Consider the following 13,542-nt stretch of genomic DNA (forward strand, 5'->3'; position numbering starts at 1 on the left):
CATTCGCCGGGGGTTACTCCGGCTTGTGGTCCGGGCCGCCGTAGTCGGGGCTGGAGAAGTCCGGGCTGGAGAAGCTGGGGCGGGTCCTGTGGCCGTTGTGGTTGCTGTTCTCGCCGGGGCTGCTGAAGTCCGGGCGGGAGTAGCCGAGGCCGGGGATGCGCCCGGTCTGCTGGGGCGGGTTCGCGGCCGGCTCGGTGGGCCGGGTGAGCGCGTCGCGCAGGAAGGGGACGATGCCCCGCTCCAGCAGGGCGTGCTTCCAGGCTTCCCTGGCGCGGTCGATCTCCTCGGTGCCGTCGTCGTGCCTGCCGACCGGGACCGCGCTCGACCCGTTGCGCAGGGCGGTGAAGAGCAGGCCTATCGCCGCGCCGAGCAGGCCCGCCGCCGTCAGCGCGCCGAACACCCAGCCGGCGGTCAGCAGTGCCTCGGCCGCCGCCGGCTCGGGCTTGATCATTCTCAGCAGATAGCCGATGAGCAGCAGGACCACCGCGGCTATCCCGGCCAGTACGGGAGTCAGTACGGCGACGACGGCGACCGCGCCCGCCCCTGTCGCCTCCGCGTTCTCCCCCATGCCCGGCGGGAGCAGGGCGCTCGCCAGGGTGGGGGCGCGCAGTTCGCCGCGCACCTTGACGTAGTGGTCGTACTCGGCCGAGGCGTGGCCGGCGATTATCTCGCGTGCGTTGAGCGCCGCGGTGCGCAACTGCTCACTGTTCAGCCGTTGTTCCAGCGCGGCGAGATCCGGGCGTTCGTGCGCGGTGCGCAGTGCCTCGTCGAGGGTCCGCTCGAACTCAGGGCGGTCCTCGGCCAGCAGGTGCGGAGCGCTGTTCATGTGCATCCCCCGATGCTCCGTAGGGCCGGGTTGCCCGCTTCGGTGGGGCAGTTGGGCGGAAACGGAGGAGAGCCTGCTACGGATAACCCGATGGTAGAGCGCCTACGGCACGGGGTGACAGGGGGTTTCCGGAAATTGGTCCGGCGCTGGGAGCTTGTTCGTAGGATGTACGTCTTCCCTCGTCACGCTCAGTCATTCAGGGGGAGCTGGACGACCAGCAGCTTTCCGGCCATGGTCACTCCGCCGTCCATCGCGATCGCGAGCCCGTCGGCGTAGACGTGCGGACCCTCGACGACCGGCCCCGAGCTGCCCTCTCCGTCCCCCGCGTCCTCGCCGCCGACCTCGCCGAGGAGGTACGGAATCGGGCTGTGACCGTGGACGATGCGCTCGCCGCCATATGCGTCGAGCAGATCCCGGACGGCATTGGCACCGCCTTCGTCACGGAAAGCGAAACGCTTGGTGAATTTGCGGAAAAGGTCCCAGCACTCGTCGGCGTCGTTGCGCGTGAGGATGGCGTGGACCGTGTCGTTCACGTCCTCGATGGAGCTTCCGTAGTCGAGGTAGGCGGTGGTGTCCGAGTGGGTCAGGAGGTGCCCGTCCTCCAGGACCACCGCGTCCAGCCGTGCCATCCACTGAAGGTGCACGTCCTGGAGGCGCTCCATGTCGTGCTTCTGGCCGCCGTTGAGCAGCCAGGCCGCCTGGAAGGTGGCGGTGCCGGCGCCCGAGTTGACGGGGGTGTCGCCGAACCGGCGGGCGCCGAGCAGCAGCAGCTCGTGGTTGCCCATGAGCGCCTTGCAGTAGCCGCCGGCCGCGGCGGCCTCCGCGGAGAGCCGCATCACGAGGTCGATGACGCCGATGCCGTCGGGGCCGCGGTCGGTGAAGTCGCCGAGGAACCAGAGCCGGGCGTTGCCCGCGGCCCAGTGGCCCTCGTCGTCGATGAGGCCCTGCTCGTGCAGCGCGTCGAGCAGCTCCACCAGGTAGCCGTGCACGTCGCCGACGACGAACAGCGGGCCCAGACCCTCGCCCTCCTGCGCGGGCGGGAACTCGGGCTGCGGGATGCGCAGGGTGTCACCGGGGCCCGCGCGGTCCTCGCGGCTGATCACCGGGAGGTCCCGCTGGGTGGGCGTGTAGCCCTCGGGCTCCTCGTCGAGGCCCGGCTCCACCGGCTCCGGCCCGTCCTCGGCGCCGTACGCCCGCTCGGGCGCACGCACCGGCTCGTGCTCGGGTACGGGAGTGGGTACGGGCGCGGACCCGGCCGCCCGCCCCTGCTCGGGCACGAGCCCCTGTGCCGGGCCGTGCGCCTGCTGCCGGGCGCGCTCGTCGGCGTACGCCCGCTCGTGCTCGTACGTCTGCTCCTGGTCGTACACCTGCTCCGCGTCGTACGTCGCGACGGGTGCCTGGGCGTAAGGAGGCACCCGGAAGTCCCGCAACGTCGCCGTACGCACTGCGGGTCCCTGACCGGCCCCCTGAGTCATTGACCCCTCCACCACCGTCGCGCCGCCGTACACCTTGGAATCCCACCTGGTCCCGGTGGTCCGCCGTGTCGTGCGCCCATCATAGGAATGCGGCCCGCAGTGTGTGAGGCACCAGGGGTGGTGAATCCGGGTACACCCGCAGTTCACCGGTTGTTTCGTCCGGATTGCGGAGATCGGTACCGGTGCCGATCCGGGGGCGGTCCCCGCCGCCGCCCCCGGATCCCCCCGCGGTCTCCCGAATTCAGTCCCCCGACGGTGAGCGCGGGGCGCTCACCGTGGTGCGCGGCGGGCGTCGCTGGGACGAGGTACGGACGATGAGTTCGGTCGGTATCACCTGCTCGATGGGGCGGCCGGTGTCGAGCCCCTCGATGGCGTCGATGAGGAGCTGCACCACGGCGGTGCCGATCCGGCGGGGCTTCAGCGAGAGCGTGGTGATGGGCGGCTCGGTGGTCGCGTACACCGTCGACTCCGAGCAGCAGACGAGCAGCAGGTCCTCGGGGACCCGCAGTCCGTAGCGCCGGGCGGCGGCCAGCAGATCGGTGCCGTTGGGGTCGAAGAGTCCGTAGACGGCGTCCGGGCGGTCCGGGCGGGCGAGCAGCCGGTCGGCCGCGACGGCGCCCGCGCACGGATCGTGCGCCGGGTAGGACTCGTACACCGGGTCCTGTCCCACGCGCTCGCACCAGCGCAGGTACGCGGTGGTGGAGAGCCGGGTGTAGGTGTCGGTGGTGGTGCCGGTGAGCAGGCCGATGCGGCGGGCCCCGGCGTCGGCGAGGTGGTCGAGGAGTTCGAGTACGGCGGCCTCGTGGTCGTTGTCGACCCAGGCGGTGACCGGGAGCGTGCCTGCCGGGCGGCCGTCGGAGACGACGGGCAGACCCTGCCGCATCAGCTCGGTGACGACCTGGTCCTCGTCGGAGGGGTCGATGACGACGGTCCCGTCGAGTGCCACGTTCTGCCACACGTCGAAGGGGCTGTGCCGGGAGGACGCGGGCAGGATGACCAGCGCGTAGCCGCGCGCGAGCGCGGCCGAGGTCGCGGCTCTGGCCATCTCCGCGAAGTACGCGAATTCGGTGAAGGTGAAAGGTTCGTCCCCGTACGTGGTGACGGTCAGGCCGATGAGGCCCGACTTCCCGGTACGGAGCGTGCGGGCCGCGGCCGACGGGCGGTAGCCCAGCCGGTCGGCGACCTCGCGGACGTGGCGGCGGGTGGCGTCCGGGAGCCGGCCCTTGCCGTTGAGGGCGTCGGAGACAGTCGTGATGGAGACACCGGCCGCGGCGGCAACATCCCGGATGCCCGCACGTCCTGGCCGACTGCCTCGCCGGGGTGTCTCGGTCCGGCTCACCTGATGCTTCCCTGCTGCTGTCATGGCGAGCCGATAGTAGGGCGCCGGGGACTGATTGGCCTCCGCGCATATGCGCCGATTGACAGGCACGTTTCTGCATGGGTCTACAGGCGCATCGACCATGGAAGCCAAGGGGGTTGGGGGGAGTAGCGCTGTCGAGGCACCTCGCTGGCGGTGTGCGTGCGGCATCTGCCCGATGTTGCGGAGAGGTCTCAACTCACCACTTCGAGGGACGCGCGCCACGGCGTGAGCCACCGGCGCGCGCGAGTGGAAGGGGCGCGCCCCCTTGTCGTCACGCCCTCTGCCGAGAGGCGCCGACGGCCCCTTCGCAGCGCCGCCCAATCCTCATAAGGTGAGCAGTATTGGTGGTACGTACGGTCGAGGAGGACCCTGAAGTGAGCGAGACGAGCCCCAAGCTGCGCGCGGTGCTGGACGGCATCCCCACGTACAAGCCCGGGAAGCCGGCCGCGGCCGCGGGCGCCGAAGGCCCGGCGGCGTACAAGCTGTCCTCCAACGAGAACCCCTACCCCCCGCTGCCGGGCGTCATGGAGCGCGCCATCGAGGCGGCCGGCGCCTTCAACCGCTACCCCGACATGGCCTGCACGGGGCTGATGAACGAGCTTTCGGAGCGGTTCGGGGTGCCCGCCTCGCACGTGGCGACCGGCACCGGCTCGGTCGGCGTCGCGCAGTCGCTGCTGCAGTCCACCTCGGGCCCCGGCGACGAGGTCATCTACGCCTGGCGGTCGTTCGAGGCGTACCCGATCATCACGCGGATCAGCGGCGCGACGGCGGTGCCGGTGCCGCTGACCGACGGCGATGTGCACGACCTGGACGCGATGGCGGACGCCATCACCGAGCGGACCCGGCTGATCTTCGTCTGCAACCCCAACAACCCCACCGGCACCGTGGTGCGCAAGGCGGAGCTGGAGCGCTTCCTGGACCGGGTGCCGGGCGACGTGCTGGTCGTTCTGGACGAGGCGTACCGCGAGTTCATCCGTGACGAGGAGGTGCCGGACGGCATCGAGCTGTACCGGGACCGGCCGAACGTGGCCGTGCTGCGGACCTTCTCCAAGGCGTACGGGCTGGCCGGTCTGCGGGTCGGTTTCGCGGTGGCGCACGAGCCGGTGGCGGCGGCGCTGCGCAAGACGGCGGTGCCGTTCGGGGTGAGCCAGATCGCCCAGGAGGCCGCGGTCGCCTCGCTGCGTTCCGAGGACGCGCTGCTGGAGCGGGTGGACGCGCTGATCGGCGAGCGCACGCGGGTGTACGAGGGGCTGCGCGGCCAGGGCTGGACGGTCCCCGAGACGCAGGCGAACTTCGTGTGGCTGCGGCTGGGGGAGCGCACCACGGACTTCGCGGCGGCCTGTGAGAGGGCCGGCGTGGTGGTGCGGCCGTTCGCCGGCGAGGGCGTGCGGGTGACGATCGGCGAGGTCGAGGCGAACGATCTCTTCCTCAAGGCGGCGGAAGCCTTCCGCAAGGAGCTGTAGGGCCCGGCCGGGCGGCGACGCCGCCGTTTCCGTGGTGCGGGCGGTGCCCCTGCGAGCCGTGAGCGGCTTGTGGGGGCACCGTCGTTTTTTAGGGGGACCCCGCCGGTACGTTCCGAATGAGCGTGCGACATAATGCTTGTGAATGTGAACGCGTTCACAAGCGTGTCCCCTTTCGTCCCGGGATTAGTGGGATTAAAGGGGCAAACTGCCGATGACAACGGCGATGTAAGGAAAGGACGACGACGTGGAGCTTGCTCTGGCGCCAGAGACCCTGGCGCGATGGCAGTTCGGTATCACCACCGTCTATCACTTCCTTTTCGTCCCCCTGACGATCTCGCTCGCGGCTCTGGTGGCCGGACTGGAGACGGCGTGGGTGCGGACGGGCAAGGAGAAGTACCTCAAGGCGACCAAGTTCTGGGGCAAGCTCTTCTTGATCAATATCGCGATGGGCGTCGCGACCGGCATCGTGCAGGAGTTCCAGTTCGGCATGAACTGGTCCGACTACTCGCGCTTCGTCGGTGACATCTTCGGTGCGCCGCTCGCCTTCGAGGCGTTGATCGCGTTCTTCTTCGAATCCACCTTCATCGGACTGTGGATCTTCGGCTGGGACAAGCTGCCCAAGAAGATCCACTGTGCCTGCATGTGGCTGGTGTCGATCGGCACGATCCTGTCCGCGTACTTCATCCTGGCGGCCAACTCCTGGATGCAGCACCCGACCGGCTACCGGATGAACGAGGAGCGGGGCAGGGCCGAGCTCACCGACTTCTGGAAGGTCCTCACCCAGGACACCGCGCTCACCCAGTTCTTCCACACCATCACCGCCGCCTTCCTGGTCGGCGGGGCGTTCCTGGTCGGCATCGCCGCCTTCCACCTGGCGCGCAAGAAGCACATCCCGGTGATGCGCACCTCGCTGCGGCTCGGCCTGGTCACCGTCGTGATCGCCGGCCTGATGACCGCGATCAGCGGCGACACGCTCGGCAAGGTCATGTACAAGCAGCAGCCGATGAAGATGTCGGCGGCCGAGGCCCTGTGGGAGGGCGAGGCACCCGCGCCGTTCTCGCTCTTCGCCATCGGTGACGTCGACAAGGGCCACAACCGGGTCGCCGTGGAGGTCCCCGGAATACTGTCCTTCCTCGCCCACAACAACTTCAGCGAGTACGTCCCCGGCATCAACGAGATCAACAAGGCCGAGCAGGAGAAGTACGGGCCCGGCGACTACCGGCCCAACATCCCCGTCGCCTACTGGAGCTTCCGGTGGATGATCGGCTTCGGCATGGCGTCCTTCGCGCTCGGGATCCTCGGCCTGTGGCTGACCCGGAAGAAGTTCATGCTGCCACCGGGCCTGCGGACCGGTGAGGACGAAGTGCCGAATCTGGTGCTGTTCCGGAACAAGGCCCTCAGCCCCCGGCTCGCCTCCGCGTACTGGGTCGTCGCGCTGTGGACCATGCTCTTCCCGCTGATCGCCAACTCGTGGGGCTGGATCTTCACCGAGATGGGCCGTCAGCCCTGGGTCGTCTACGGCGTCCTGAAGACCTCCGCCGCCGTCTCGCCCGGCGTCTCGCAGGGCGAGGTCATCACCTCGATGATCGCCTTCACCTCGCTGTACGCGATCCTCGCCGTCGTCGAGGTCAAGCTGCTCGTGAAGTACGTCAAGGCCGGCCCGCCGGAACTCGACGAGAACGACCTCAACCCGCCCACCAGGATCGGCGGGGACGGCAAGGACGCCGACCGCCCGATGGCCTTCTCGTACTGAGGGAGGAGAGACCACCATGCAACTCCACGACGTCTGGTTCATCCTGATCGCCGTTCTGTGGATCGGCTACTTCTTCCTCGAAGGCTTCGACTTCGGGGTCGGAGTACTCACCAAGCTGCTCGCGCGCGACCGCAAGGAGCGCCGGGTCCTCATCAACACCATCGGCCCGGTCTGGGACGGCAACGAGGTCTGGCTGCTCACCGCGGGCGGTGCCACCTTCGCCGCCTTCCCCGAGTGGTACGCCACCCTGTTCAGCGGCTTCTACCTGCCGCTGCTGCTGATCCTGCTCTGCCTGATCGTGCGGGTCGTCGCCTTCGAGTACCGGCACAAGCGCTCCGGGGAACGCTGGCAGACCAACTGGGAGCACGTGCTCTTCTGGAGCTCCCTGGTACCGGCCTTCCTGTGGGGCGTGGCCTTCGCCAACATCGTGCGCGGCGTGAAGATCGACCAGGACATGGAGTACGTCGGGAACTTCTTCGACCTGCTCAACCCGTACGCCCTGCTGGGCGGTCTGGTCACGCTCACCCTGTTCACCTTCCACGGTGCGGTCTTCACCGCGCTCAAGACGGTCGGTGACATCCGGGTACGGGCACGGAAGCTGGCCGTGGTCCTGGGTGGTGCGACCGCCGTGCTGGCGCTCGTCTTCCTGATCTGGACCCAGATCGACAGCGGCGACGGCACGAGCCTGGTCGCCCTGATCGTCGCGGCGCTGGCGCTGGTCGCGGCCATCGCACTGATCGCCGCCGGACGCGAAGGCTGGTCCTTCGCGCTGTCGGGCGTGACCATCGCGGCCGCGGTTGCCATGCTCTTCCTGACGCTCTTCCCGAACGTCATGCCGTCCTCGCTGAACGAGGCCTGGAACCTCACGGTCACCAACGCCTCGTCCAGCCCGTACACGCTGAAGATCATGACCTGGTGCGCCGGGATCGCGACTCCGGTGGTGCTGCTTTACCAGGGATGGACGTACTGGGTGTTCAGGAAGCGGATCGGTACCCAGCACATCGCCGACGCGCACTGACATCCGGCGTCACGGCTGTCCCTGAGGTCCTGCCCGTCCTGTAGTGGGGGATGTTTCACGTGAAACCGATCGACCCGCGTCTGCTCCGGTACGCCCGTGCCACCCGCTTCTTCCTGGCGGCGGTGGTGGTCCTCGGGCTCGCCGGGGCGGGCCTGGTCGTCGCCCAGGCGATGCTCATCGCCGAGGTGGTGGTCGGGGCCTTCCAGCGGGGAATGGACTCCGGCGGACTGCGGACGCCGCTGCTCCTGCTGGTGGCGGTCGCGGTCGGCCGGGCCCTGGTGGCCTGGCTGACCGAACTGGCCGCCCACCGGGCGAGCGCTGCGGTCAAGTCCGAACTGCGCGGGCGGCTGCTGGAGCGGGCCGCGGGCCTGGGGCCCGGCTGGCTGGGCGGACAGCGGGTCGGCTCGCTGATCGCGCTGGCCACCCGGGGCGTGGACGCCCTGGACGACTACTTCTCGCGCTACCTGCCGCAGCTGGGTCTCGCGATCGTCGTCCCCGTGGCGGTGCTCGCCCGGATCGTGACCGAGGACTGGGTGTCCGCGGCGATCATCGTGGTGACCCTGCCGCTGATCCCGGTCTTCATGATCCTCATCGGCTGGGCCACCCAGTCCCGGATGGACCGCCAGTGGAAGCTGCTGTCGCGGCTGTCCGGGCACTTCCTCGACGTGGTCGCCGGGCTCCCGACGCTCAAGGTGTTCGGCCGGGCGAAGGCACAGGCCGAGTCGATCCGGGCCATCACCGCCGAGTACCGGCGGGCCACCATGAAGACGCTGCGGATCGCCTTCCTCTCCTCGTTCGCACTGGAACTCCTGGCGACGCTGTCGGTGGCGCTGGTCGCGGTCACCATCGGCATGCGGCTCGTGCACGGCGACCTCGACCTGTACACCGGGCTGGTCATCCTGATCCTCGCCCCGGAGGCGTACCTGCCGCTGCGTCAGGTGGGAGCGCAGTACCACGCGGCGGCCGAGGGGCTCTCCGCCGCCGAGGAGATCTTCACGGTGCTGGAGACCGAGCTGCCGCAGGGCGGTTCGGGCGACGTTCCGGACTCCGGGGCGCTGCGGGTGGAGGGCGTGACCGTACGGCACGAGGGGCGTACGGAGCCCTCGCTGGCAGCGGCCTCGCTGGAGGTCGCGGAGGGCGAGACGGTCGCCGTCGTCGGGCCCAGCGGGGTTGGGAAGTCGACACTGCTGAACGCCCTGCTCGGGTTCGTGCCGCTGGCCGAGGGGCGGGTGCTGGTCGGGGACACCGACCTGGCGACGGTGTCACTGGAGAAGTGGCGGGAGCGCGTGGCGTGGGTGCCGCAGCGACCGCATCTGTTCGCCGGGACGGTCGCCGAGAACGTGCGCCTGGCGCGGCCCGACGCGGACGATGCCGCGGTGCTGGAGGCGCTGCGGGACGCCGGGGCCTACGACTTCGTGGCCGCGCTGCCACAGGGCACGGAGACGCTGCTCGGCGAGGACGGCGCCGGAATCTCGGCGGGACAGCGGCAACGGCTCGCGCTGGCGCGGGCGTTTCTCGCCGACCGGCCGGTGCTGCTGCTCGACGAACCGACGGCCTCGCTGGACGGCGGGACCGAGGCGGGCATCGTCGAGGCGGTACGGCGGCTCGCGGTGGGACGGACCGTGGTGCTGGTCGTGCACCGGCCGGCGCTGCTGGCGGTGGCGGACCGGGTGGTGCGCCTCGGTGAGGCCGCGACCGCTCCTGGCACCGCTGCTTCCGGCCCCTCGCTCCCGGGCGCTGCGCCGTCGTCCTCGGAGGGCGCAGCGGTGCCGGGGTCCGGGCCTCGGGAGTCCGAGGAGTCGGCCGCGGGCGGGCGGGGCGACGGTGTTTCACGTGAAACAGGCGGCGGTGTGCTGCGGCGGGTGCGCCGGGACGCGGGCAGCCAGCGCGGGCGGCTCGGTCTGGCGCTGCTGCTCGGAAGTCTGGCGCTCGGCTCGGCCGTGGGGCTCATGGCGGTGTCCGGCTGGCTGATCTCCCGTGCCTCCGAACAGCCGCCGGTTCTCTATCTGATGGTGGCGGTCACCGCGACGAGGGCCTTCGGTATCGGGCGGGCGGTGTTCCGGTACGCGGAGCGGATCGTCTCGCACGACGCGGTGCTGCGGATGCTCGCCGACATGCGGGTCGCCGTCTACCGGCGGCTGGAGCGGATCGCGCCCGCCGGACTGCGCCGGACCCGGCGCGGGGACCTGCTGTCCCGGCTGGTCGCCGATGTGGACGCGTTGCAGGACTACTGGCTGCGGTGGGCGCTTCCCGCGGGTGCGGCCGTCGTGGTGAGCGTCGCCGCTGTCGGGTTCACCGGCTGGATGCTGCCCGAGGCGGGGGCGGTGCTGGCCGTGGGACTGCTGCTGGCCGGGGTGGCGGTGCCGCTGGTGAGCGGTGCCGTCGCGCGGCGGGCCGAGCGGCAGCTCGCTCCGGCACGCGGTGCGCTGGCGGTGCGGGTGGCGGATCTGCTCGGTGGTGTGGGCGAGCTGACGGTGGCGGGCGCGCTGCGGCGTCGTACCGCTGCCGTGCGGGAGGCGGACGCGGTGCTCACCTCGATCGCCGCGCGGGGTGCCTCGGCGACCGCGCTCGGCGGCGGGCTCTCGGCCCTGGTGTGCGGGCTGACCGTGGTCGGGGCCGCGTGGGCCGGGGCGCAGGCGGTGGCCGACGGGCGGCTGGCCGGGGTGCAGTTGGCGGTGGTGGTGCTGACGCCGCTGGCCGCGTTCGAGGCGGTGACCGGGATGCCGTTGGCGGTGCAGTACCGGCAGCGGGTGCGGCGCAGCGCGGAGCGGGTGTACGAGGTGCTGGACGCGCCCGTACCCGTACGGGAGCCGCAGGTGCCGGGGACGCTGCCGGAGGTGGTCTTCCCGGTGGAGGTGCGGGGACTGTCCGCGCGGTACGCGGGCCAGGAGCGGGACGCCCTGTCCGGGGTCGATCTGACGCTGGAGGCGGGCAGGCGCATCGCCGTCGTCGGGGCGAGCGGGGCCGGCAAGACCACTCTTGCCCAGGTGCTGCTGCGGTTCCTGGACGCGGGTGCCGGGACCTACACGCTCGGCGGGGTGGCCGCCGACTCGCTGGACGGGGACGACGTACGGCGGGCCGTCGGACTGTGCGCGCAGGACGCGCACCTCTTCGACAGCTCGGTGCGGGAGAACCTGCGGCTGGCCAGGACCGACGCGGACGACGACCAGCTCTGGGACGTGCTCGGGCGGGCCCGGCTGCGCCAGTGGGTCGAGGCGCTCCCCGACGGGCTCGACACCCTCGTCGGTGAGCACGGGGCGCGGCTGTCCGGCGGCCAGCGCCAGCGGCTCGCGCTGGCCAGGGCGCTGCTGGCCGACTTCCCCGTACTCGTCCTGGACGAGCCGGCCGAGCACCTGGACCTGGCGACGGCGGACGCGCTGACGGCCGATCTCCTCGCCGCCACCGAGGGGCGTACGACGGTGCTGATCACGCACCGGCTGCAGGGGCTGGAGGCGGTGGACGAGGTCGTCGTGCTGGACGAGGGGCGCGTCGTGCAGCGCGGGACGTTCGCGGCGCTGGCCGGGACGGACGGAGAACTGCGCCGGATGCTGGAGCGGGAGAAGGCGGCGGAGCCGGTGGGCTAGGCCGACGGTCCGTAGACCCGGGCGGGTGCGCGACGGTGCGGGCGGGCCGTGGTGGCGGAAGGGCCGATGTGAAGCTGACGGCAGGGCCGACGTAAGTCTGACGGCAGGGCCGACGTGAAGCTGACGGCAGGGCCGACGTAAAAAGGCGCAAACGCCCGCTGGTCGACTTTCCCCTTTAAATAGGACTTACTAGTCTCAAGAGCATGTCAGCGCAGCAGGACCAGGCTCCCCACGACTCCCTCGACGCCACGTCCGAGGCCACCCGCAGCCTCCAGGGCTTGTCGACCGAGCTCACCGCACGCGTGCCGCAGCTGCTGGAGGCCATGCGCTCGGTGGGCAGCGGTCTGGAGCTGCACTCCACGCTGGACCGGATCTGCGAGACCGCCGCCGAGCTGGCCGGTGCCCGGTTCGCCGCCATCGGGGTCGTCGACGACGAGGGCGAGGGGCTCTCGGACTTCGTGACGTACGGCGTGACCGAGGCCCAGGCCGCCGCGATCGGGAAGCTGCCGGGCGGGCGCAAGGGCCTGCTCGGGGCGCTGATCCGCAACCCGGAGCCGGTGCGGCTCGCGGACGTGACGGCCGACCCCCGGTTCGAGGGCTTCCCGCCGCACCACCCGCCGATGCGCACCTTCCTCGGTGTTCCGATCCGGGTGCAGGGCAAGATCTTCGGCAATCTCTACCTCACCGAGAAGCGCGGTGGGGAGGAGTTCAACGACTACGACCTGCACATGCTGCGGGTGCTGGCCACCGAGGCCGGTATCGCCATCGGCAACGCCCGGCTGTACGAGGCGGCGCGGCAGCGCGAGCGGTGGATCGACGGGTCGGTGGCGGTGACCACCGCACTGCTGTCCGGCGGCGACGTGGACGACGCGCTGTCGGTGGTCGCCGAGCAGGCCCGGCGGCTGGCGGACTCGGCGGCCGGGATGGTGCTGCTGCCCGCGGAGGAGGGCGGCCTGGAGATCGCGGCGGTCTCCGCGGACAACCCCGCCGAGTCGCTGGGCAAGGTCGTCCCGGCGGAGAGCCCGATCGTGGCCCTGCTGCTCGACGGCGAATCGGTGTTCGTGAACGACTCCGCCACCGACCCGCGCATGATCACGAACATGTCCGGCCAGTACGGACCGAGCATGCTGCTGCCGCTGCGCAGCGGGGGCCGGGTGATGGGGGCGCTCGCCACCCCGCGGCTGCACGGCGGGAAGCCGTTCACCGAGGCCGAGCGGACGCTGGCCACCCAGTTCGCCTCGCAGGCGGCGCTGGCGCTGATGATGGCCGAGTCGCAGCGCGACCGGGAACGCCTCGCGGTCTTCGAGGACCGCGACCGGATCGCCCGTGACCTGCACGATCTCGTCATCCAGCGGCTCTTCGCGACGGGCATGATGCTGGAGAGCGCACAGCGCAGGTCGGTGGTGCCTGAGGTACAGACGGGCGTCGGCAAGGCGGTCGACGAGCTGGACGTGACGATCCAGGAGATCCGCACGGCGATCTTCGCCCTTCAGCAGGGGCCGGCCGAGGCGCCGTCCGGGCTGCGCACCCGGGTGCTGCGGGAGATCAACATGGCGGCGGTGCCGCTGGGCTTCAAGCCCGCGCACCACTTCGTCGGGCCGGTGGACGCGCTGGTGGGCGAGCTGACCGGGAAGAACCTGATCGCCGCGCTGCGGGAGGCACTGTCGAACGCCTTCCGGCACTCGGACGCCTCACGGATCGAGGTCGTCGTGGACGCCACGGTGACACTCGCCGACGGCCGCCGCGCGGTCCGGCTCACCGTCGCGGACGACGGGGTCGGCATCCCGGAGGGCGGCAGGCGCAGCGGCCTGCGGAACCTGCGCCGCAGGGCGGAGGCGCTGGGCGGCTCCAGCTCGTACGGCCCGGGGCTGGGCGCGGAAGGCGGAGGGACGGCGGTGGTGTGGGAGGCACCGCTGTAGGGCCGGACCTGCTGGTGGGCCGCGTGAGCTGTGCCTGCGGGCCGGTCGGCACGTGGTGGGGTGCGGGCGGGCCGGCGCGGTGAGTGGTGCCGGGCCCTTGGGCAAGGGGTGCGCTCCCTGGCGTACGCCCCTTGCCCGAGGGTC

Annotated in this window: 8 protein-coding genes; 5 read left to right on the forward strand and 3 right to left on the reverse strand. The window is 71.1% G+C overall.

Annotation, left to right across the window (positions count from 1 at the left end; translation table 11 throughout):
• Positions 1–13: 13 nt before the first annotated feature.
• The 3 genes from ACFYVL_RS41200 to ACFYVL_RS41210 all read right to left on the reverse strand — a co-directional run bounded on the left by ACFYVL_RS41200 (position 14) and on the right by ACFYVL_RS41210 (position 3,664).
• Positions 14–832 (reverse strand): hypothetical protein, encoded by an 819-nt coding sequence (locus ACFYVL_RS41200; protein ID WP_389254612.1) that lies wholly within the window; start codon positions 830–832, stop codon positions 14–16.
• A 182-nt stretch (positions 833–1,014) separates the two neighbouring features.
• A complete protein-coding gene (locus tag ACFYVL_RS41205; RefSeq protein ID WP_389254665.1) occupies positions 1,015–2,316 on the reverse strand; it encodes a metallophosphoesterase in 1,302 nt (433 codons plus the stop codon).
• 226 nt (positions 2,317–2,542) lie between these two features.
• Positions 2,543–3,664 carry a LacI family DNA-binding transcriptional regulator gene (locus ACFYVL_RS41210; RefSeq protein ID WP_389254614.1) on the reverse strand — a complete coding sequence of 374 codons (1,122 nt, stop codon included), beginning with the start codon at positions 3,662–3,664 and terminating at the stop codon, positions 2,543–2,545.
• A 371-nt stretch (positions 3,665–4,035) separates the two neighbouring features.
• Between ACFYVL_RS41210 and hisC the strand changes: the two genes are divergently transcribed.
• The 5 genes from hisC (at position 4,036) to ACFYVL_RS41235 (ending at position 13,398) form a co-directional block, all read left to right on the forward strand.
• On the forward strand, positions 4,036–5,124 hold the full coding sequence (gene hisC, locus ACFYVL_RS41215) for a histidinol-phosphate transaminase (RefSeq protein WP_389254616.1): 1,089 nt from the start codon (positions 4,036–4,038) through the stop codon (positions 5,122–5,124).
• A gap of 244 nt (positions 5,125–5,368) precedes the next feature.
• Positions 5,369–6,877 carry a cytochrome ubiquinol oxidase subunit I gene (locus ACFYVL_RS41220; protein WP_389254619.1) on the forward strand — a complete coding sequence of 503 codons (1,509 nt, stop codon included), beginning with the start codon at positions 5,369–5,371 and terminating at the stop codon, positions 6,875–6,877.
• A gap of 16 nt (positions 6,878–6,893) precedes the next feature.
• Positions 6,894–7,895, forward strand: a complete 1,002-nt coding sequence (gene cydB, locus ACFYVL_RS41225; RefSeq protein ID WP_389254621.1) for a cytochrome d ubiquinol oxidase subunit II — start codon at positions 6,894–6,896, stop codon at positions 7,893–7,895.
• Positions 7,896–7,954: 59 nt separating this feature from the next.
• Complete coding sequence (gene cydD / locus ACFYVL_RS41230; RefSeq protein ID WP_389254624.1) at positions 7,955–11,479, forward strand: thiol reductant ABC exporter subunit CydD; 3,525 nt, start codon at positions 7,955–7,957, stop codon at positions 11,477–11,479.
• Between the two features lie 203 nt (positions 11,480–11,682).
• Positions 11,683–13,398 carry a GAF domain-containing sensor histidine kinase gene (locus ACFYVL_RS41235; protein WP_389254626.1) on the forward strand — a complete coding sequence of 572 codons (1,716 nt, stop codon included), beginning with the start codon at positions 11,683–11,685 and terminating at the stop codon, positions 13,396–13,398.
• The last annotated feature ends 144 nt before the right edge of the window (positions 13,399–13,542 follow it).

Origin of the sequence: Streptomyces sp. NPDC004111, assembly GCF_042874215.1 — a bacterium.
GTDB lineage: Bacteria > Actinomycetota > Actinomycetes > Streptomycetales > Streptomycetaceae > Streptomyces.